The sequence below is a fragment of the Pseudomonas sp. RC10-4-2 genome, from assembly GCF_050433085.1.
Lineage (GTDB): Bacteria > Pseudomonadota > Gammaproteobacteria > Pseudomonadales > Pseudomonadaceae > Pseudomonas > Pseudomonas aeruginosa.
Genome location: NZ_JBNPXX010000002.1, coordinates 981,783 through 1,000,279, shown reverse-complemented (window position 1 = coordinate 1,000,279; position 18,497 = coordinate 981,783). Strand labels below are relative to the sequence as shown.

Genomic DNA, 18,497 nt, shown 5'->3' with positions numbered 1-18,497 from the left:
GGCAGCCACGACGCTGGAGGAGGCGGACACCTGGCAAACAGTAGGAGTCTAGTGGCTGTTTGCCGAACCTGCCCTGCACCTGGCGGAACAGACAGCGTTTTTTATTGCCGCAGCCAATAAAAACCGGATGTCTTATATGGAATATACGAGAAAAACCGCCAGGCGACAGCCTGGCGCCTCACATCTGTTGCAGATGTCCGTAGAGCCGGGCGTAGAGGCCGCCTTCGGCGATCAGTTGCTGGTGATCGCCGTCTTCGGCGATATGCCCGCCATCGAAGACCAGGACCCGGTCGGCCTGCTTCACCGCCGACAGCCGATGGGCCACGATCAATGTGGTGCGGCCTTCGAGGAAGTCGCCGAGCGCCTGGTGCAGGGCGTACTCGGTAGCGGCGTCGAGGGCCGAGGTGGCCTCGTCGAGGATCACCACCTTGGGCTCGGCGAGGATCATCCGGGCGATCGCCAGGCGCTGCCGCTGACCGCCCGACAGGCGCACCCCGGAACGCCCGACCACGGTGTCCAGCCCCTGCGGCAGGCGCCGCACGCCGTCGGCCAACTGGGCGATCTCCAAAGCCCGCCAGCAGGCCTGGTCACTGCGTTCGCGGCCCATGGTCAGGTTGGCCCGCACGCTGTCGTTGAACAGCGCCGGATGCTGGAGGACCACCGCGACATGTTCGCGCACGCAGTCCAGGCCGATTTCCTCCAGGGGCACCCCGCCGTAGCGGATGCTGCCGCGCTGCGCACTGTAGAGGCCGAGCAGCAGTTGCACCAGCGTGCTCTTGCCGCCGCCGCTGGCGCCGACCAGGGCAACCTTCTCGCCGGCGCCGATGTTCAGGTCCAACTGCTCCAGGACCTTGTCCTCGCCGTAGGCGAAATCCAGCCCGCGCACCTCGATGCCAACGGTCGTGCGGCCGGCGAACGGATCGCGCAGCGGCGGGTAGCGCGGCTCGTCGGCCCGCGCCAGCAACTCGTTGATCCGCTGCAACGCGCCGCCAGCGGCGTAGTAGGCGTATTGCAGGCCGAGCAGCTGTTCGACCGGACCGATCATGAACCAGAGGTAGCTGAACACCGCGAGCATCTGGCCGATCGACAGGTCCGAGAGCAGCACGGTGAGCATCGCCGCGGCGCGGAACACGTCGATGCCGAACTGGAACAGCAGGCCGCTGGCGCGCCCGGCGGCGTCGCTCTTCCATTGCGAGGCCACGGCGTAGTCGCGGACCTCCTGGGCGCGGTGGCCGAGGCGGCCGAGGAAATAGCCCTGGCGATTGCCGGCGCGGACTTCCTGGATCGCCTCGAGGGTCTCGGTGAGCGCCTGGGTGAAGCGCGCGGTGCTGTCGTTCTCGAGCTTCTTGAGATGTTTGACGCGCTTGCCCAGCTGCACCGTGGACCAGATCACCAGCGGGTTGAACAGCAGGATCAGCAAGGCCAGCTGCCAGTGCATCCAGACCAGGATCGCGGCGGTGCCGAGCAGCGTCAGCAAGGCGACCAGGAAGCGGCTGAGGGTTTCCCCGACGAACTTGTCCAGGGTGTCCAGGTCGGTCACCAGGTGGGCGCTGATCGAACCGCCGCCGAGGGTTTCGTATTCGCCCAGGGCGATATGCCGGAGGCGCTCGATCAGACGCAGGCGGATGCGGTAGACGATGTCCTTGGACAGCCGCGCGAACAGCTTCGCCTGGAGCACGTTGAACACCAGCGCCGCCCCCCGCAACAGGAGGGTCGCCGCCAGCATCAGGCCGATGTAGCCGAACGCCACCTGCCAGTCGGCGGGCAACAGGCGGTCCATGAAACGCAGCGCGCCGTCGCCCTTGCCGAGCAGCACTTCGTCCACCAGCAACGGCAGCAGCAAGGGGATCGGCACGGTGCAGAGGGTGGCCAGCACCGCCACCAGGTTGGCGAGCAACAGGGCTTTCTTGTGGCGCAGTGCGAGTCGACGAATCTCCGCCCAGCTCAGGCGGTCTCCGCGCTCACTCATGCCGGCCCCGTTCCAGCCAGCGGCCGAGCAAGGGTGAAAGTTCGGCAAGCGGCTGGTAGCCGTTGGTGAGCAACGCCAGTTGGCCGTTGCGCTCGGCCAGCAGGGTCGGGAACCCGGCGATGCCGAGGTCCTGGACCCAGGCGAAATCGGCGGCGGTGGCGTCACGCGCCTCGCCGCTGTCGAAGGCCGCGGCGAACTCGATGCGCGGAAGCCCCACCGCTTCCGCCAGGCCGGCGAGCACCGCCGCCTGGGTGACATCGCGACCCTCGGCGTAGAACGCCCGCTGGATCGCCCTCACCAGCGGCCAGGTGCTTTCCTCGTCGAGGCTGCGCGCCGCCACCAGGGCCCGGCAGGCCGGCTCGGTGTCATAGACGAAGCCATCGGGCAACGCGTCGTCGAAGCGGAACGGCTGGCCGGTGGTCTGCTGCACGGTCTGCCAGTGGCCGAGGATGTAGCCGCGGGTATTCGGGTCGAGCGCCGCGCCGTGGCCGGCGCGCAGGCCACCGGCTACCAGGTGGAAAGCGACGCCGTCGGCGGCCGCCTGCCGGGACAGCGCCTCGGCGACCGGGGCGAAGCCCCAGCACCAGGAGCACATGGGGTCCATCACGTACAGCAGGCGGGCCTTGGCCAAGGTTCAGTTCTCCAGCGTGGACTGGCGCGGATCGCGACCGAGCGGGTGCGGCTGGTTGCGCTGCCGCGCCAGTTCGATCTGTTTCTGCCGCTCGCGGGCGCCGGCGCGGGTCTTCTCGCTCAGCGAGTCCCAGCAGTGCGGACAGCTGATGCCGGGCACGTAGTGCTCGGACTGGCGGTCCTCCAGCGAAACCGGGTTGCGGCAGGCGTGGCACTGATCGTACTCGCCCTCGCTAAGATCGTGGCGCACGGTCACGCGGTTGTCGAATACGAAGCAGTCGCCGCGCCACAGGCTCTGTTCCTGCGGCACCTCTTCGAGGTACTTGAGGATGCCGCCCTTGAGGTGGAAGACCTCCTCGAAACCGGCGCCGAGCATGTAGCTGGAAGCCTTCTCGCAGCGGATGCCGCCGGTGCAGAACATCGCCACCTTCTTGTGCCGCGCCGGGTCGTAGTGGGCCTTGATGTACTCGGGGAACTCGCGGAACGACCTGGTCTTCGGATCGACCGCGCCCTCGAAGGTGCCGATCGCCACCTCGTAGTCGTTGCGGGTATCGATCAGCAGGACTTCCGGATCGCTGATCAGGGCATTCCAGTCCTTCGCCTCGACATACTGGCCGACCTGCTTGTTCGGATCGACGCCAGGCACGCCGAGGGTGACGATTTCCTTCTTCAGCTTGACCTTGGTGCGGTAGAACGGCTGTTCGTCGCAGTAGGATTCCTTGTGCTCGATATCGGCCAGCCGGGGATCGCTGCGCAGCCAGGCGAACAGCGCATCGATGCCTTCGCGGCTACCGGAGACGGTGCCGTTGATGCCTTCCTCGGCCAGCAGCAAGGTGCCTTTCACACCGTTGTCGAGCAGGGTTTGCAGCAGGGGTTCACGCAGCGCCACGTAATCGTCGAGAGTCACGAACTTGTACAGCGCCGCCACGACGATGGATGTCATGGGGATATAGCCTCCAGGTGGTCGCCCGCGTAAAGGGCGGACCGGAACGAAAAGCGCCAGCCGCTGGCGCCATGGAAACGACAACGCCGGCGGAAGGCCGGCGCTGGGTGCGTAGTCTAGCGCAGCAGGGGCAGGCTCTGCACCCCGCCGCGACGGACGCCGTCTCAGGGTATGTCGTGCTTGCTCCCGCCGCGGCAGGTCGGCGAGGCCGGCACCGCAGCCTGGCTCCACTCCTCAGGGGTGAAGGTATGCAGCGCCAGGGCGTGGAACTCGCCCATCAACCCACCGAGGGTGGCATATACCTTCTGGTGCCGCTTCACCGCGTTCAACCCGGCGAACTGCGGGCTGACCAGCACCACCTTGAAGTGGGTCTCCAGCCCGCGGCTGTGCATGTGGCTCTCGTCGAGCACCTCGACGTGTTGCGGATCGAGGGGCTGCAGGGCGGTCTGGATACGGTCACGCATGCTCATCGCGAATCACGACTCACTTTTTCTTCTGGGCCGGCGCGGCGACGCCGAGTTCCTTGTCCATGTCGGCCATCAGCTTGTTCACCGGCTCGACGGCGCCTTGCAGCTTGGCCTGGGTCAGTTGGGCGGATTCGGCAGTCAGGCGCGGCATCTTCTCCAGCACCTTCTTGCCCAGCGGCGACTGGTAGAAGGCATTCAGGTCCTTCAGCTCGGACTCGGTGAAGTTGGTGGTGTAAAGCTTGATCAGCTCGGGCTTGATCTTGTCCCAGCCGATGGCGCGGTCCAGTTCGGCATTGGCCTTGGCCTGGTAACGCTCGAGAACCGCCTTCTTGCTCTCCGGCGCCTTGGCCTGGGCGAAGCGCTGGGCCAGCATCTGCTGCACCTGGGCATAGACCGGGACCGTCAGCTTGTCGGCATGGACCAGCTTGAGGAATTGCTCGGCCTGGCTGGCGGAATCGGCCATGGCCATGGAGCTGAGGCTGAGCAGCACGGCGCTGCCGATGAGGCGAAGACGGGTCATGGAAAATCCTTGAGGTTGGGTAGATGTGTCCGTGGGACCCGACATTCTGCGCCTAAGTTCGAAATCCGCTCAAGCGCGGCGCCGAATATCGGGAGAATCCTATCCGGCGCCCGCCCGCTCCATGCCGTCTACTATCAGTTCTGTAGTGGGTACTTGCCGCCTTCCTTCCGCAGCCGGCATGCTTGCGTCAGCCTGTCACATGGATGTGTTAGATGAACGGAACCGCCGCCGATACCCTCGCCGTATCGCCCCCGCCCCTGCGCAACCTCTGCGACGGCCACGGCCGGCTCGATCCCCGGGCGGTCGGCTGGTCCGCCCGGCCGCGGGTGCTCTGCCACATCCCCGGCCACTTCGGCCGGCGCAAGCGCTGGAACCACTGGTGCATCGTCAGCCCCGGCTGGATGCTCTCGCTGACCATCGCCGACCTCGACTACCTGACCTACGGCGCCGCCTATTTCCTCGACCTGGACAGCGGCCAGGCGGTAGCGCACACGCAGATCCGCTTCTTCGGCCTCGGCTGCCAGTTGCCCGACGAGCCGCAGGCCAGCCATGCCTTCGAGCATCCCCGCCTGCAATTGCGCTTCGACGAACAGCCCGGGCGCCTGCGCGTCACCGGCCAGGCCCCGGACCTCGGCGGCCTGCCGCTGGAGCTGGCGCTGGAAGTGCGACGACCGTCGCACCTGGAGTCGGTGAACCTGGTGGTGCCGATGGGCAAACACACCTTCCATGCCTGCAGCCGCCAGCTCGGCCTGCCGATCAGCGGCTGCCTGCAGCTCGGCCGCCGACGCTACGACTGCCAGGCGGGCCAGAGCTTCGCCGCGCTGGACTTCGGCCGCGGCGTCTGGCCGCTGCATACCTACTGGACCCGCGCCGCCTTCGCCGCCCCCGGCGGCATCGCCGGCAACTTCGGCACCGGCTGGACCGAAGCCAGCGACCTGCGCGAGAACGCCCTGTGGTTCGGCGGCAAGCTCAGCCGCGTGCTCGACGACGTGCACATCCGCGAGCCTCGCGACCCGCTGGCCGAATGGCGCCTGGACAGCGCCTGCGGTCGCGTCGAGCTGCTCTTCCGTCCCGAACAGCTGCACCAGGCGCGGCCCAGCGTCGGCCTGTTCTATGCCAATACCCGCCAGTGGTTCGGCCGTTTCAACGGCACCCTGCGCCACGACGACGGCGACTGCGTGCCGGTGGACGGCGCCCTCGGCTGGATCGGTTCGACCCGCGCGCGCTGGTGAGGCCGGCGGCGGGCAATCTATTTCCGACCCGCAGCGCGGCGAAAAATGCCCACGAGGAAGCGACGGCAGCGGAACCCAAGGCGGGAGCGAAGGCCTAAACTGCCGGATACGCACCCTGGAGAACACTCATGAGCCGGACCGAAACCGATAGCCTGGGCACCATCGAGGTGCCCGACGACGCCTACTGGGGCGCCCAGACCCAGCGTTCGCTGGAGAACTTCGCCATCGGCGGCCAGCGCATGCCGCTCGCCGTGATCCACGCCCTGGCGCTGATCAAGAAAGCCGCCGCGCGGGTCAACGACCACCTCGGCGAACTGCCGCCGGAAGTCGCCCGGCTGATCGAACAGGCCGCCGACGAAGTCCTCGCAGGCCGCCACGACGAACACTTCCCGCTGGTGGTCTGGCAGACCGGCAGCGGCACCCAGACCAACATGAACGTCAACGAGGTGATCGCTGGCCGCGCCAACGAACTGGCCGGCAATCCGCGTGGCGGCAAGTCGCCGGTGCATCCCAACGACCACGTCAACCGCGCGCAGAGTTCCAACGACAGCTTCCCCACCGCCATGCACATCGCCGCCGCCAAGGCCGTGCACGAACAATTGCTGCCGGCCATCGCCGAGCTTTCCGGCGGTCTCGCCGAACAGTCGGCGCGGCACGCCAGCCTGGTCAAGACCGGGCGCACCCACCTGATGGACGCCACGCCGATCACCTTCGGCCAGGAACTCTCGGCCTTCGTCGCCCAGCTCGACTACGCCGAGCGCGCCATCCGCGCGGCGCTGCCGGCGGTCTACCAGTTGGCCCAGGGCGGCACCGCGGTGGGCACCGGGCTCAACGCGCCGAAGGGCTTCGCCGACGCCATCGCCGCGGAAATCGCCGCCGAATCGGGCCTGCCCTTCGTCGCCGCGCCGAACAAGTTCGCCGCCCTGGCCGGCCACGAGCCGCTGGTCATCCTCTCCGGCGCCCTGAAGAGCCTGGCGGTGGCCCTGATGAAGATCGCCAACGACCTGCGCCTGCTCGGTTCCGGCCCACGCGCCGGCTTCGCCGAGGTGAAGCTGCCGGCCAACGAGCCGGGCAGCTCGATCATGCCCGGCAAGGTCAACCCGACCCAGTGCGAGGCGCTGTCGATGCTGGCCTGCCAGGTCATGGGCAACGACAGCACGATTTCCTTCGCCGCCAGCCAGGGCCATCTGCAACTCAACGTGTTCAAGCCGGTGATCGTCTACAACCTGCTGGAGTCCATCCGCCTGCTCGCCGACGGCTGCCGCAACTTCAACAAGCATTGCGTCGCCGGCCTGGAGCCGGACGCCCAGCGCATGGCCGACCTGCTGGAGCGCGGCCTGATGCTGGTCACCGCACTGAACCCGCACATCGGCTACGACAAGGCCGCCGAAATCGCCAAGAAGGCCTACGCCGAAGGCACCACCCTGCGCGCCGCGGCGCTGCAGCTGGGCTACCTGGACGAAGCGCAGTTCGACGAATGGGTACGGCCGGAGCAGATGCTGGAGGCCGGCCACCATGGTTGAAACCGCCAAGACCGGCGCCACCCCGCTGGAAGGCGACGGCAAGCGCATCCTGCTGATCGTCGGCTCGCCCAAGCGCAAGAGCTTCTGCCACCTGCTCGCCGAATGCTACGCCCAGGGCGCGCGCAGCAAGGATCACGTGGTGCGCGAACTGAAGCTGGGCGAGCTGGCCTTCGACCCGATCCTCCACGAAGGCTACGAACAGAGCCAGGTGCTCGAACCCGACCTGCTGGAAGCGCAGCGGCAGATCCACTGGGCCGAGCACCTGGTGTTCGTCTACCCGGTCTGGTGGGGCGGCCTGCCGGCGCTGCTGCAGGGCTTCTTCGACCGCGCCCTGCAGCCGGGCTTCGCCTTCCGCTACCGCGGCACCCAGGACAAGGACTGGGAGCAACTGCTGGGCGGGCGCAGCGCCGACCTGCTGGTCTGCCACGACCAGCCGCTGTCGCGGCTGCGCTTCCTCAAGGGCCCGCCGGCGCACCGGCAGATGGTGCGCAGCGTGCTCGGCGCCTGTGGCATCGCCACCCGCCGCCTGGAAGAGTTCGCGCCGATGCGCAGTTCCAGCGAGGAACAGCGCCAGGGCTGGCTGCGTCGCGCCGAACAGCTCGGCAGCCAGGTCTAGTTCCCTTCCCGCCCGGCTGCGGCCGGGCGCGGACACTGATCGTTCTGACAGGTCCGCCACCTTCCCGCCGGCTTCCCTTCCCCGCCCCCATGGCGGCCCTTTGCCTGCCTCTACCGGCTCACAGTGCGGGTGCCGACCGCTTTGCATTCCGCGACATCCATCAGGAATGGGTAGCGAATCTGACCGGCCCGTCACATTTGGTAGGGACCTCAAACCGGCACCGAGGGCTAGGATCAGCCCGCTTCGAAATGAATCCGGTTCTGGAAAAAAGGACTTGTCATGAAACACTACTCAGCCACCCTGGCACTCCTGCCACTCACCCTCGCCCTGTTCCTGCCCCAGGCAGCCCATGCCCACGGCTCGATGGAAACGCCGCCCAGCCGCGTCTACGGCTGCTTCCTCGAAGGTCCGGAGAATCCCAAGTCGGCCGCCTGCAAGGCCGCCGTCGCCGCCGGCGGCACCCAGGCGCTGTACGACTGGAATGGCGTCAACCAGGGCAACGCCAACGGCAACCACCAGGCGGTGGTCCCCGACGGCCAGCTCTGCGGCGCCGGCAAGGCACTGTTCAAGGGCCTGAACCTGGCTCGCAGCGACTGGCCGAGCACCGCCATCGCCCCGGACGCCAGCGGCAACTTCCAGTTCGTCTACAAGGCCAGCGCGCCGCACGCGACCCGCTACTTCGACTTCTACATCACCAAGGACGGCTACAACCCCGAGAAGCCGCTGGCCTGGAGCGACCTGGAACCCGCGCCGTTCTGCTCGATCACCAGCGTCAAGCTGGAGAACGGCACCTACCGGATGAACTGCCCGCTGCCCCAGGGCAAGACCGGCAAGCATGTGATCTACAACGTCTGGCAGCGCTCGGACAGCCCGGAAGCCTTCTACGCCTGCATCGACGTGAGCTTCAGCGGCGCCGTCGCCAACCCCTGGCAAGCGCTGGGCAACCTGCGCGCGCAGCAGGACCTGCCGGCCGGTGCCACCGTCACCCTGCGCCTGTTCGATGCCCAGGGCCGCGACGCCCAGCGTCACAGCCTGACCCTGGCCCAGGGCAACAACGGTGCCAAGCAATGGCCGCTGGCGCTGGCGCAGAAGGTCAACCAGGACTCCACCCTGGTCAACATCGGCGTGCTGGATGCCTACGGGGCGGTCAGCCCGGTGGCCAGCTCGCAGGACAACCAGGTCTACGTGCGCCAGGCCGGCTACCGCTTCCAGGTCGACATCGAACTGCCGGTCGAGGGCGGCGGCGAGCAGCCGGGCGGCGACGGCAAGGTCGACTTCGACTATCCGCAAGGCCTGCAGCAATACGACGCCGGGACCGTAGTGCGCGGTGCCGATGGCAAGCGCTACCAGTGCAAGCCCTACCCGAACTCCGGCTGGTGCAAGGGCTGGGACCTCTACTACGCCCCGGGCAAGGGCATGGCCTGGCAGGACGCCTGGACCCTGCTGTAACGCCCTCGACTGCCGCCCGCTCCGGGCGGCAGTCGTTTTCGCCGCCAGGCACCCGCCGCGAGACGGCGAATCCGCGCAACGGTACAGTCCCCCGGCGAAACCCTGGCTACGTGTGCCTGTTCAATCTGCCGTGCGCTCCCTAGGCTGGTCCGACCACCAGCACGGGGAAACCACGCATGCCTTTTTCTCTCGCCTCCCTCCAACAAGCCGCCGCCATCGTCCACCAGAGCCTGCCGCCGACGCCGCAGATACGCTGGCCACTGCTATGCGAGGCACTGGGTTGCGAAGTGTGGATGAAGCACGAGAACCACCTGCCGGTGGGGGCCTTCAAGCTGCGCGGCGGCCTGGTGTATTTCCACCACCTGGCGCACCAGGGTGAGCGGCCGGCCGCCGTGATCAGCGCCACCCGCGGCAACCACGGCCAGTCGGTGGCCTTCTCGGCGAGCCGCTACGGCATCCAGCCGATCATCGTCGTGCCGCACGGCAACAGCCGCGAGAAGAACGCGGCGATGCGCAGCCTCGGCGCGGAGCTGATCGAGCATGGCGAGGACTTCCAGGCCTCCCGCGAATACGCCGCCGAGCGCGCCCGGCGCGAAGGCCTGCACCTGATTCCGGCGTTCCATCCCTGGCTGGTGGCCGGGGTCGCCAGCTACAGCCTGGAGTTGTTCGCCGCGCTGGCCGACCTTGACGAAGTCTACGTGCCGATCGGTATGGGTTCGGGCATCTGCGGCCTGATCGCCGCGCGCGACGCGCTGGGCCTGAAGACCCGCATCGTCGGCGTGGTGTCCGCCCATGCGCCGGCCTACGCCCTGTCGTTCGAGGCCGGCACGGCGATCAGCCACCCGGTCGACACCCGCCTGGCCGACGGCATGGCGTGCAGTACGCCGGACCCGAGCGCGCTGGAAATGATCCTGGCCGGCGCCGATCGCCTGGTGCGGGTCAGCGACAGGGAGATCGGCGCGGCCATGCGCCTGTGCTTCACCAGCACCCACAACGTCGCCGAGGGCGCCGGGGTGGCGGCGCTGGCCGCCGCCTGGCAGGAGCGCGAGCGCCTGAAGGGGCTGAAGGTAGGCCTGATCCTCAGCGGAGCGAACGTCGACCGCGAGGTATTCGCCGAGCAACTGGCCGCCGGCGACTGAGCCGGCGCCGCTAGGCCAGCCCCGCGAGGAGCAGCAGCCACCAGGCGAGCACCAGCAACTGCACGAAGAAGCCGGCGAAACGCAGCCAGACGAACAGCGCGGAGGTGCTGACCAGGTGCATCAGCGACTGGAACAGCCGGGCGCCGAGCACCAGTGGCGCCAACGGGTCGGTCAGGCTGCTCTGCCCGCTGGCGATCGCGTAGAGCAGCGCGCCGGCCAGCAGCGGCAGGTTCTCCACGCAGTTGGCATGGACTCGCACCAGCCGCTGGCCGAAACCGCCAGGCGTGTTGCTGCCATCGGCGGCGAAGGCGTTCACCGCCATCCGCCCGCCGAGTACCAGCAGGCCGCGCTGGCTGACCAGCAGGAAGACCAGCAACAGGGTCCAGGCGATCAGGCCGAGCAGGCAGATCGCGCTAGGGCTGAGAAACATGGATGACGCTCCTTCTATTGTCTTGTCGTGGGAAGGATGAAGCGTCTGGATTCTAGGCCGGCTAGAGCAATTGCTCTATTCGCAGTCCGCCGTCCTTAAGTCGTGTTCTGCCGGTACGCCGCTCGGCCCCGATGTCCGCCGTCGGCGGATGCGTAACCGGACGACCCACTGCCCGCGGCTTTCCGAACGGACAAAGAAAAGCCCCGCCGAAGCGGGGCCTTCCTTGCACGCAGCACTCAGGGCTGTCTTCTCATCAGAGCGAATCGAGATAGCGCTCCACATCCAGCGCGGCCATGCAGCCGGCGCCGGCCGAGGTGATCGCCTGGCGGTAGACGTGGTCGGCCACGTCGCCGGCGGCGAACACACCCGGTACGTTGGTCGCGGTGGCGTTGCCTTCGCGCCCGCCGTTGACCACCAGGTAGCCGTCCTTCAGGGCCAGTTGCCCTTCGAACAGCGAGGTATTGGGAGTATGGCCGATGGCGACGAACATGCCATCCACAGCGATCTCCTCGCTGCCGCCATCGCGGGTCTTCAGGCGCACGCCGGTGACGCCCATCGCGTCGCCAAGCACCTCATCGACCTCGGCGTTGAGCTTGAGCACTATCTTGCCTTCGGCGACCCGCGCCTGCAGCTTGTCCTGGAGGATCTTCTCGGCGCGGAAGGTCTCGCGACGATGCACCAGGGTCACCCGGCTGGCGATGTTGGCCAGGTACAGGGCCTCTTCGACAGCGGTATTGCCGCCACCGATCACCGCCACTTCGCGGTTGCGGTAGAAGAAACCGTCGCAGGTGGCGCAGGCCGACACGCCCTTGCCCATGAACGCCTGCTCCGACGGCAACCCCAGGTAGCGCGCGCTGGCACCGGTGGCGACGATCAGTGCGTCGCAGGTGTAGGTGCCATTGTCGCCGCGCAGGGTGAACGGCTTGCCGGCCAGGTCCACGGCATGGATGTGGTCGAAGACGATCTCGGTCTCGAAGCGCTCGGCGTGCTCCTGCATCCGCTGCATCAGTGCCGGGCCGGTCAGGCCGTGGGGATCGCCCGGCCAGTTGTCGACCTCGGTGGTGGTGGTCAACTGGCCGCCGGCCTGCATGCCGGTGATCAGCAGCGGCTTGAGGTTGGCGCGCGCGGCGTAGACAGCCGCGCTGTAACCGGCGGGACCGGAACCGAGAATGATCACTCGGGCGTGGCGGAGGGTATCGGGCATCTCGTCGGACTCCTGCCGACATCAGCGTCGGCGCGAATAAAAACGGGGCCACCAAAGCACATGGGGAAGGCTTGGAAGGAGCGGTCGCCCCGGAAAAAGGTCGGTCGGGCACACTTCGCGCCCGGCAGCGGGATCACAGTGCCTCGGCGTTCTCGGCCAGGTACGAGGCCACGCCCTCGGCGCTCGCCTTCATGCCTTTCTGGCCCTTGCGCCAACCGGCCGGGCAGACCTCGCCGTGTTCCTCGGTGAACTGCAGGGCCTCGACCAGGCGCACCATCTCGTCCACCTCGCGCCCCAGCGGCAGGTTGTTCACCACCTGGTGCTGGACCACCCCGGCGCGGTCGATCAGGAACGAAGCACGCAAGGCCACGCCGTCCTCGTGCTCGATGCCGTAGGCGCGGGTGATCTCGTGCTTGACGTCGGCGACCATGGTGAACTCGACCGCGCCGATGCCGCCCTTCTCCACCGGCGTGCTGCGCCAGGCGTGATGGGTGAACTGCGAGTCGATGGAGACACCGACCACCTCGACGCCCAGCTCGCGGAACTTATCCATGCGGTTATTGTGGGCAATGATTTCCGAGGGGCAGACGAAAGTGAAGTCGAGCGGCCAGAAGAACAGTACGACGTACTTGCCGCGCAGGCTGGAAAGCTGGAAGGCATCGACGATGGAACCGTCGCCGAGGACCGCGGCGGCAGTGAAATCGGGGGCTTGCTTGTTGACCAGTACGCTCATCGCGAGGCTCCTAGAAGGTTGGGTTCCGCCCGGCGACGCCAGGCTCCCGGAAGAATATGCAGCGCAGGTTACCCAGCCACGACGATGCATTGAAATGTCGAATTTCAATTCGCACGATAGAGTCAGCCTATGCTCTCAACCTGCGGCTAGACTCATGCTGTCGCCCATTACCCGTCCTCACCGCATGCCCCTACGCACACGCCTGCTCTGGCTGTTCCTGCCGTTGCTGGCCGCCAGTCTCGGCGGTATCTGGCTCTTGTCGGAAAGCATCCTGCTGAGCCGTTTCGACCGAGAGGACCAGCAACGCCTGCAAGAGGGCGCCACCGTCCTGCACAACCGGCTGGACTTCGAGTTGAAGCGCCACCTGGACATCGTTCGCACCTACGCCTGGTGGGATGCCAGCTACGACTTCATCCAGCGCCCCAACGAGACCTTCGAACAGGAAAACCTCGACCACGAGATGCTCGACGACCTGGGATTCGACTTCGTCCTGTTCCTCGACGACCGGGGTCACCTGCAACTGAAGCAGTGGTCCCCGCCCGCGCCCGACCAGCGCGTGCTCTTCGGCGCCCCCTCGGCGAGCGACCAGGCCCTGCTCGAGGCACTGCAGCAACGCGCCATCCGCCTCGGCGCGCTGGACTTTCGCGGACGCACCGACCACAGCCTGAGCGAGCTGCTGCTGGTCGACAACCTGCCGACCCTGCTGGTCAGCGTGCCTATCAGCAACAACCAGGGTAGCGCGCCGGCGAAGGGCGCGATCCTCGCCGGCTACTTCCTTGACCGGGAACGCCTGGCCAACCTCCGCGAACAGATGCAGGCCGACCTGCAACCGATGCCCAACATCGCCACCGACGCCACCTGGAAGCCGCTGCGCAGCCGCAGCGGCAGTACCCACAACCAGGCCCTGCTCAGCCCACGGCGGTTCATCGGCGAACATGTCCAGCAGGTCTCGGTGCAGTACCTGAGTTCCAGCGGCGAGCCGCAGCTGCGCTTCGACATCACCAAGAAACGCCTGCTCTACATCCAGGGCGAGAAGGCCATCAACTTCTTCCTCGGCGCCTCCCTGCTGGTCGCGCTGGGCGCTTTCCTGGTCGGCTACCTGGCCCTGGAGCTGTGGGTCCTGCGCCGGGTCCAACGGCTCAACCGGGAGGTCGCCGAAGTCGGACGCAACGCCCACTCGATACGCCTGAGCGACTTCGGCAACGACGAGCTGGGACAACTGGCGGGCGAGATGAACCAGATGCTCGAGCGCCTGGAACACAGCGAGGCGCGCGACCGGGCGATCCTCCAGTCGATGCGCGACGGCTACTTCGAAATGGACGTCGACGGCGTGATCCTCACCGTCAACCCCGCGCTCTGCCAACTGCTCGGCCAGACGCGCGAAACGCTGATCGGCCATCCCTACTACGAACTGCTCGGCGAAGACGACCTGGCGCGTGCCCGCCAACCCTTCCAGCGCGCCATGCAGAGCGGCGCAGGCAAGACCTTCGCCATCCCCCTGCAGCGCGCCGACGGCAGCCTCGGCTACTTCGAGGCCACGGTTTCGCTGATCCACGACCTGCAGGGCGAACTACGGGGCTACCGCGGCATCGTCCGCGACGTCAGCGACCAGATCGCCTACCAGCAGCAATTGCTGGAAATGGCCTACCGCGACCCGCTGACCGGCCTGGGCAACCGCAAGGCCTTCGACGAACAGCTCGGCCAGGCGTTGCTTCGCGCCGGCTCCGGCGGAAGCGAACTGGCGCTGCTGTACCTGGACCTGGACCGCTTCAAGGAGGTCAACGACCGCTTCGGCCACGACATCGGCGATGCCCTCCTCAGGACCGTCGCCGAACGGGTACGCAGCACCCTGCGGCAGCCGGACAAGGCCTACCGCCTGGGCGGCGACGAATTCGCCGTGCTCCTCGAGGACAGCCAGGAAAACAATCCGCAGCGCCTCGCAGAACGCCTGCTGGCGGCGCTGGTCCAACCGATCGCGCTGAATGGCGAACGCATCGACTTCGTCACCCCGAGCATCGGCATCGCTCTCTACCCGCGGCATGCCGGCGATGCCGAAGGACTGGTCCGTGCCGCCGACAGCGCCATGTACCAGGCCAAGCGCCAGCGCAACCACTATTGCCTGTACCAGGCGCCAGCCTGAAATGCGCGGTCAAACAGGCTCTGTCGCGGGCTTTCGCCAGTCTGCTAAGGTTTCAGCCCGCATCCCATCGGAGAACCATTCCCTATGCCAGCCCTGAGCGGCCCGCAATACCTCGGCGAAGGCCTGAAGCTGATCATGCGTCCCGGCCTGCGCCTGTTCGTGCTGATCCCCCTGACCCTCAACCTGCTGGTGTTCGCCCTGCTGATCGGCTTCGCGATGCAGCAGTTCAGCCACTGGGTCGACCTGCTGATGCCCAGCCTGCCCGACTGGCTGAGCTTCCTGCAGTACATCGTCTGGCCGCTGTTCGTCCTGCTGGTGCTGGTGATCGTGTTCTTCACCTTCACCATGGTCGCCAATATCATCTCCGCGCCGTTCAACGGCTTCCTCTCGGAAAAGGTCGAGGTGGTGGTTCGCGGCCGCGACGACTTCCCGCCGTTCAGCTGGGCCGAACTGCTGGCGATGATCCCGCGCACCATGGGTCGCGAGATGCGCAAGCTCGCCTACTTCCTGCCGCGCGCGCTGGTGCTGCTGGTGCTGAGCTTCGTGCCCGGGGTCAACCTGATCGCCACGCCGCTGTGGATCCTCTTCGGCATCTGGATGATGGCGGTGCAGTACATCGACTATCCGGCGGACAACCACAAGCTCGGCTGGAACGAGATGCTCGCCTGGCTGCGCAGCAAGCGCTGGGCGTGCATGGGTTTCGGCGGGATGACCTACCTGGCGCTGCTGATCCCGCTGGTCAACCTGGTCATGATGCCCGCCGCCGTCGCCGGCGCCACCCTGTTCTGGGTCCGCGAGGAAGGCGAGAAGGCGCTGGTGAAATAAGCATGCGCCCGGTGTCCGCTGTCGGCATTGTCAGGCGAGCGTCAGCGCCCTGACAGCCGGCGTCGGGCACACTACGAATGCCCTCGGGAGCGTCGGCGCAGGCCGCAGCCGAGACCTGCGCCAGCCCTTGCAGACCGGCTCGACGCTGCCGAACCGACTGGCCGCCGGTGCTTCCCCACGCAGGCGGCCTTTTTTTACCCCCCTGCCTTGCCGTCCATGCAGGATGGCCGGCGCTCACCCCCTTCCTGTCCGCTACGCCCCCCCTCGACGCCGCCACCCTGGCACTACAGTGGCAACCAGGCGAGGCAGGCTCCGGCCCGCTTTCGATGACCACCGTCCCCAGCCCGCCCAGCGGCGGAAAACAAGAAGAGGGTCGCCATGTCACGTTCCGCATTCACCGCGCTCTTGCTGTCCTGCGTCCTGCTGGCGCTCTCCATGCCTGCCACGGCCGACGACCTGCCCTACCGCTTCGGCCTGGGCAAGGCGGACATCACCGGCGAAGCCGCCGAAGTCGGCATGATGGGTTACTCCTCCCTCGAACAGAAGACCGCCGGCATCCACATGCGCCAGTGGGCGCGTGCCTTCGTGATCGAGGAAGCGGCCAGCGGCCGTCGCCTGGTCTACGTCAACACCGACCTGGGGATGATCTTCCAGGCCGTGCACCTGAAGGTCCTGGCCCGGCTCAAGGCGAAGTACCCCGGTGTCTACGACGAGAACAACGTGATGCTCGCCGCCACCCACACCCACTCCGGTCCGGGCGGCTTCTCCCACTACGCGATGTACAACCTGTCGGTGCTCGGCTTCCAGGAAAAGACCTTCAACGCCATCGTCGACGGCATCGTCCGCTCCATCGAGCGGGCCCAGGCCAGGTTGCAGCCCGGCCGCCTGTTCTACGGCAGCGGCGAGCTGCGCAACGCCAGCCGCAACCGCTCGCTGCTGTCGCACCTGAAGAATCCGGACATCGCCGGCTACGAGGATGGCATCGACCCGCAGATGAGCGTGCTCAGCTTCGTCGACGCCAACGGCGAGCTGGCCGGCGCGATCAGTTGGTTCCCGGTGCACAGCACCTCGATGACCAACGCCAATCACCTGATCTCCCCGGACAACAAGGGCTACGCCTCCTATCACTGGGAGCACGACGTCAGCCGCAAGAGCGGTTTCGTCGCCGCCTTCGCCCAGACCAATGCCGGCAACCTGTCGCCCAACCTGAACCTGAAGCCCGGCTCCGGTCCCTTCGACAACGAGTTCGACAACACCCGCGAGATCGGTCTGCGCCAATTCGCCAAGGCCTACGAGATCGCCGGCCAGGCCCAGGAGGAAGTGCTCGGCGAACTGGATTCGCGCTTCCGTTTCGTCGACTTCACCCGCCTGCCGATCCGCCCGGAGTTCACCGACGGCCAGCCGCGCCAGTTGTGCACCGCGGCCATCGGCACCAGCCTGGCCGCCGGTAGCACCGAAGACGGTCCAGGCCCGCTGGGGCTGGAGGAAGGCAACAATCCGTTCCTCTCGGCCCTGGGCGGGTTGCTCACCGGCGTGCCGCCGCAGGAACTGGTGCAATGCCAGGCGGAAAAGACCATCCTCGCCGACACCGGCAACAAGAAACCCTACCCCTGGACGCCGACGGTGCTGCCGATCCAGATGTTCCGCATCGGCCAGTTGGAACTGCTCGGCGCCCCCGCCGAGTTCACCGTGATGGCCGGGGTGCGGATCCGCCGCGCGGTGCAGGCGGCCAGCGAAGCGGCCGGTATCCGCCATGTGGTCTTCAATGGCTACGCGAATGCCTATGCCAGCTACGTCACCACCCGCGAGGAATACGCCGCCCAGGAATACGAAGGCGGCTCGACCCTCTACGGCCCCTGGACCCAGGCCGCCTACCAGCAGTTGTTCGTCGACATGGCGGTGGCGCTGCGCGAACGCCTGCCGGTGGAAACCTCGGCGATAGCGCCGGACCTGTCCTGCTGCCAGATGAACTTCCAGACCGGAGTAGTGGCCGACGATCCCTATATCGGCAAGTCCTTCGGCGACGTGTTGCAACAACCCAGGGAAAGTTATCGCATCGGCGACAAGGTGACCGTCGCTTTCGTGACCGGACATCCGAAGAATGACTTGCGCACCGAGAAGACTTTCCTGGAAGTGGTGAATATCGGCAAGGATGGCAAACAGACGCCCGTGACCGTTGCCACCGATAATGACTGGTATACTCAATACCGCTGGGAGAGAGTGGGTATATCTGCCTCGAAAGCGACTATCAGCTGGTCCATTCCACCAGGGACCGAGCCCGGCCATTACTACATCAGGCACTACGGCAACGCGAAGAACTTCTGGACCCAGAAGATCAGCGAAATCGGCGGATCGACCCGCTCCTTCGAGGTGCTCGGCACCACTCCCTAGCGGGCTCCAGCCAAGGTTGCGAGATTCGCCAGCCAACTTTATGACGCATGAAAGTCGTCAAATAAAATGTGATTTAAAACACATGAACAAGTGACCTTTCATTCAGCCGACAAGGGCATGGAACTTCATTTCCATGCCCTTTGTTTTTATCCCGAAAAACTTCTCAAGTTGTCGCTCAAGGTCATATCGAAGTCGCTTTCGGGATCAACCGATAAATTATCGCCATGAAACCATCGGCTCGCTGTATTCCCTGCCGGAAAAACAGCGAAGACGATTAATCATCTCG

The 18,497-nt window shown here is 66.6% G+C and carries 16 protein-coding genes; 8 read left to right on the top strand and 8 right to left on the bottom strand.

Annotated elements, in window-relative coordinates; translation table 11 throughout:
• Positions 1 to 178: 178 nt before the first annotated feature.
• The 5 genes from FHW81_RS12540 to FHW81_RS12520 all read right to left on the bottom strand — a co-directional run bounded on the left by FHW81_RS12540 (position 179) and on the right by FHW81_RS12520 (position 4,574).
• Positions 179 to 1,969, bottom strand: coding sequence for an ABC transporter ATP-binding protein (locus FHW81_RS12540; RefSeq protein ID WP_003106581.1), 1,791 nt, complete (start codon positions 1,967 to 1,969; stop codon positions 179 to 181).
• A complete protein-coding gene (locus FHW81_RS12535; RefSeq protein ID WP_049950152.1) occupies positions 1,962 to 2,564 on the bottom strand; it encodes a DsbA family protein in 603 nt (200 codons plus the stop codon). The genes FHW81_RS12540 and FHW81_RS12535 overlap by 8 nt, the downstream gene beginning before the upstream one ends.
• Positions 2,565 to 2,603: 39 nt before the next feature.
• Positions 2,604 to 3,542 (bottom strand): rhodanese-related sulfurtransferase, encoded by a 939-nt coding sequence (locus FHW81_RS12530; protein ID WP_003085861.1) that lies wholly within the window; start codon positions 3,540 to 3,542, stop codon positions 2,604 to 2,606.
• A 164-nt stretch (positions 3,543 to 3,706) separates the two neighbouring features.
• The gene (locus tag FHW81_RS12525) at positions 3,707 to 4,012 is read right to left on the bottom strand and encodes a BolA family protein (RefSeq protein WP_003114234.1); all 306 of its coding nucleotides are present in this window, start codon (positions 4,010 to 4,012) and stop codon (positions 3,707 to 3,709) included.
• A gap of 13 nt (positions 4,013 to 4,025) precedes the next feature.
• Complete coding sequence (locus tag FHW81_RS12520; protein WP_003120754.1) at positions 4,026 to 4,574, bottom strand: DUF2059 domain-containing protein; 549 nt, start codon at positions 4,572 to 4,574, stop codon at positions 4,026 to 4,028.
• A 167-nt stretch (positions 4,575 to 4,741) separates the two neighbouring features.
• Between FHW81_RS12520 and FHW81_RS12515 the strand changes: the two genes are divergently transcribed.
• The 5 genes from FHW81_RS12515 (at position 4,742) to FHW81_RS12495 (ending at position 10,488) form a co-directional block, all read left to right on the top strand.
• Positions 4,742 to 5,761 (top strand): DUF2804 domain-containing protein, encoded by a 1,020-nt coding sequence (locus FHW81_RS12515; RefSeq protein WP_031756449.1) that lies wholly within the window; start codon positions 4,742 to 4,744, stop codon positions 5,759 to 5,761.
• Between the two features lie 128 nt (positions 5,762 to 5,889).
• Positions 5,890 to 7,284, top strand: coding sequence for a class II fumarate hydratase (locus tag FHW81_RS12510; protein ID WP_003085854.1), 1,395 nt, complete (start codon positions 5,890 to 5,892; stop codon positions 7,282 to 7,284).
• Positions 7,277 to 7,900: an NAD(P)H-dependent oxidoreductase gene (locus FHW81_RS12505; RefSeq protein ID WP_003085852.1), complete on the top strand. Its 624-nt coding sequence runs from the start codon at positions 7,277 to 7,279 to the stop codon at positions 7,898 to 7,900. Before FHW81_RS12510 ends, FHW81_RS12505 begins: the two co-directional genes overlap by 8 nt.
• Positions 7,901 to 8,179: 279 nt before the next feature.
• Positions 8,180 to 9,349 carry a chitin-binding protein CbpD gene (gene cbpD / locus FHW81_RS12500; protein ID WP_003140848.1) on the top strand — a complete coding sequence of 390 codons (1,170 nt, stop codon included), beginning with the start codon at positions 8,180 to 8,182 and terminating at the stop codon, positions 9,347 to 9,349.
• A 176-nt stretch (positions 9,350 to 9,525) separates the two neighbouring features.
• A complete protein-coding gene (locus FHW81_RS12495; RefSeq protein ID WP_033988455.1) occupies positions 9,526 to 10,488 on the top strand; it encodes a threonine dehydratase in 963 nt (320 codons plus the stop codon).
• A gap of 10 nt (positions 10,489 to 10,498) precedes the next feature.
• Here the strand turns inward: FHW81_RS12495 and FHW81_RS12490 are convergent, their stop codons facing one another.
• The 3 genes from FHW81_RS12490 to FHW81_RS12480 all read right to left on the bottom strand — a co-directional run bounded on the left by FHW81_RS12490 (position 10,499) and on the right by FHW81_RS12480 (position 12,855).
• Positions 10,499 to 10,918, bottom strand: a complete 420-nt coding sequence (locus FHW81_RS12490) for an MAPEG family protein (protein ID WP_003085846.1) — start codon at positions 10,916 to 10,918, stop codon at positions 10,499 to 10,501.
• 253 nt (positions 10,919 to 11,171) lie between these two features.
• On the bottom strand, positions 11,172 to 12,122 hold the full coding sequence (gene trxB, locus FHW81_RS12485) for a thioredoxin-disulfide reductase (RefSeq protein ID WP_023126488.1): 951 nt from the start codon (positions 12,120 to 12,122) through the stop codon (positions 11,172 to 11,174).
• 133 nt (positions 12,123 to 12,255) lie between these two features.
• A complete protein-coding gene (locus tag FHW81_RS12480) occupies positions 12,256 to 12,855 on the bottom strand; it encodes a peroxiredoxin (protein WP_003085842.1) in 600 nt (199 codons plus the stop codon).
• 184 nt (positions 12,856 to 13,039) lie between these two features.
• Between FHW81_RS12480 and FHW81_RS12475 the strand changes: the two genes are divergently transcribed.
• From FHW81_RS12475 to cerN, 3 genes are all read left to right on the top strand, one after another.
• Positions 13,040 to 14,995, top strand: coding sequence for a sensor domain-containing diguanylate cyclase (locus tag FHW81_RS12475; RefSeq protein WP_023980572.1), 1,956 nt, complete (start codon positions 13,040 to 13,042; stop codon positions 14,993 to 14,995).
• 84 nt (positions 14,996 to 15,079) lie between these two features.
• The gene (gene cysZ, locus FHW81_RS12470) at positions 15,080 to 15,820 is read left to right on the top strand and encodes a sulfate transporter CysZ (protein WP_003085838.1); all 741 of its coding nucleotides are present in this window, start codon (positions 15,080 to 15,082) and stop codon (positions 15,818 to 15,820) included.
• A gap of 378 nt (positions 15,821 to 16,198) precedes the next feature.
• A complete protein-coding gene (gene cerN, locus FHW81_RS12465) occupies positions 16,199 to 18,211 on the top strand; it encodes a ceramidase CerN (protein WP_060774270.1) in 2,013 nt (670 codons plus the stop codon).
• Positions 18,212 to 18,497 lie beyond the last annotated feature (286 nt).

Bases quoted from the DNA above. Each gene is read 5' to 3' on its own strand.
- FHW81_RS12540 (WP_003106581.1), bottom strand. From the start codon at position 1,969: ATGAGTGAGCGCGGAGACCGCCTGAGCTGGGCGGAGATTCGTCGACTC.
- FHW81_RS12535 (WP_049950152.1), bottom strand. From the start codon at position 2,564: ATGTGCTCCTGGTGCTGGGGCTTCGCCCCGGTCGCCGAGGCGCTGTCC.
- FHW81_RS12530 (WP_003085861.1), bottom strand. From the start codon at position 3,542: ATGACATCCATCGTCGTGGCGGCGCTGTACAAGTTCGTGACTCTCGAC.
- FHW81_RS12525 (WP_003114234.1), bottom strand. From the start codon at position 4,012: ATGAGCATGCGTGACCGTATCCAGACCGCCCTGCAGCCCCTCGATCCG.
- FHW81_RS12520 (WP_003120754.1), bottom strand. From the start codon at position 4,574: ATGTCGGGTCCCACGGACACATCTACCCAACCTCAAGGATTTTCCATG.
- FHW81_RS12515 (WP_031756449.1), top strand. From the start codon at position 4,742: ATGAACGGAACCGCCGCCGATACCCTCGCCGTATCGCCCCCGCCCCTG.
- FHW81_RS12510 (WP_003085854.1), top strand. From the start codon at position 5,890: ATGAGCCGGACCGAAACCGATAGCCTGGGCACCATCGAGGTGCCCGAC.
- FHW81_RS12505 (WP_003085852.1), top strand. From the start codon at position 7,277: ATGGTTGAAACCGCCAAGACCGGCGCCACCCCGCTGGAAGGCGACGGC.
- cbpD (WP_003140848.1), top strand. From the start codon at position 8,180: ATGAAACACTACTCAGCCACCCTGGCACTCCTGCCACTCACCCTCGCC.
- FHW81_RS12495 (WP_033988455.1), top strand. From the start codon at position 9,526: ATGCCTTTTTCTCTCGCCTCCCTCCAACAAGCCGCCGCCATCGTCCAC.
- FHW81_RS12490 (WP_003085846.1), bottom strand. From the start codon at position 10,918: ATGTTTCTCAGCCCTAGCGCGATCTGCCTGCTCGGCCTGATCGCCTGG.
- trxB (WP_023126488.1), bottom strand. From the start codon at position 12,122: ATGCCCGATACCCTCCGCCACGCCCGAGTGATCATTCTCGGTTCCGGT.
- FHW81_RS12480 (WP_003085842.1), bottom strand. From the start codon at position 12,855: ATGAGCGTACTGGTCAACAAGCAAGCCCCCGATTTCACTGCCGCCGCG.
- FHW81_RS12475 (WP_023980572.1), top strand. From the start codon at position 13,040: ATGCCCCTACGCACACGCCTGCTCTGGCTGTTCCTGCCGTTGCTGGCC.
- cysZ (WP_003085838.1), top strand. From the start codon at position 15,080: ATGCCAGCCCTGAGCGGCCCGCAATACCTCGGCGAAGGCCTGAAGCTG.
- cerN (WP_060774270.1), top strand. From the start codon at position 16,199: ATGTCACGTTCCGCATTCACCGCGCTCTTGCTGTCCTGCGTCCTGCTG.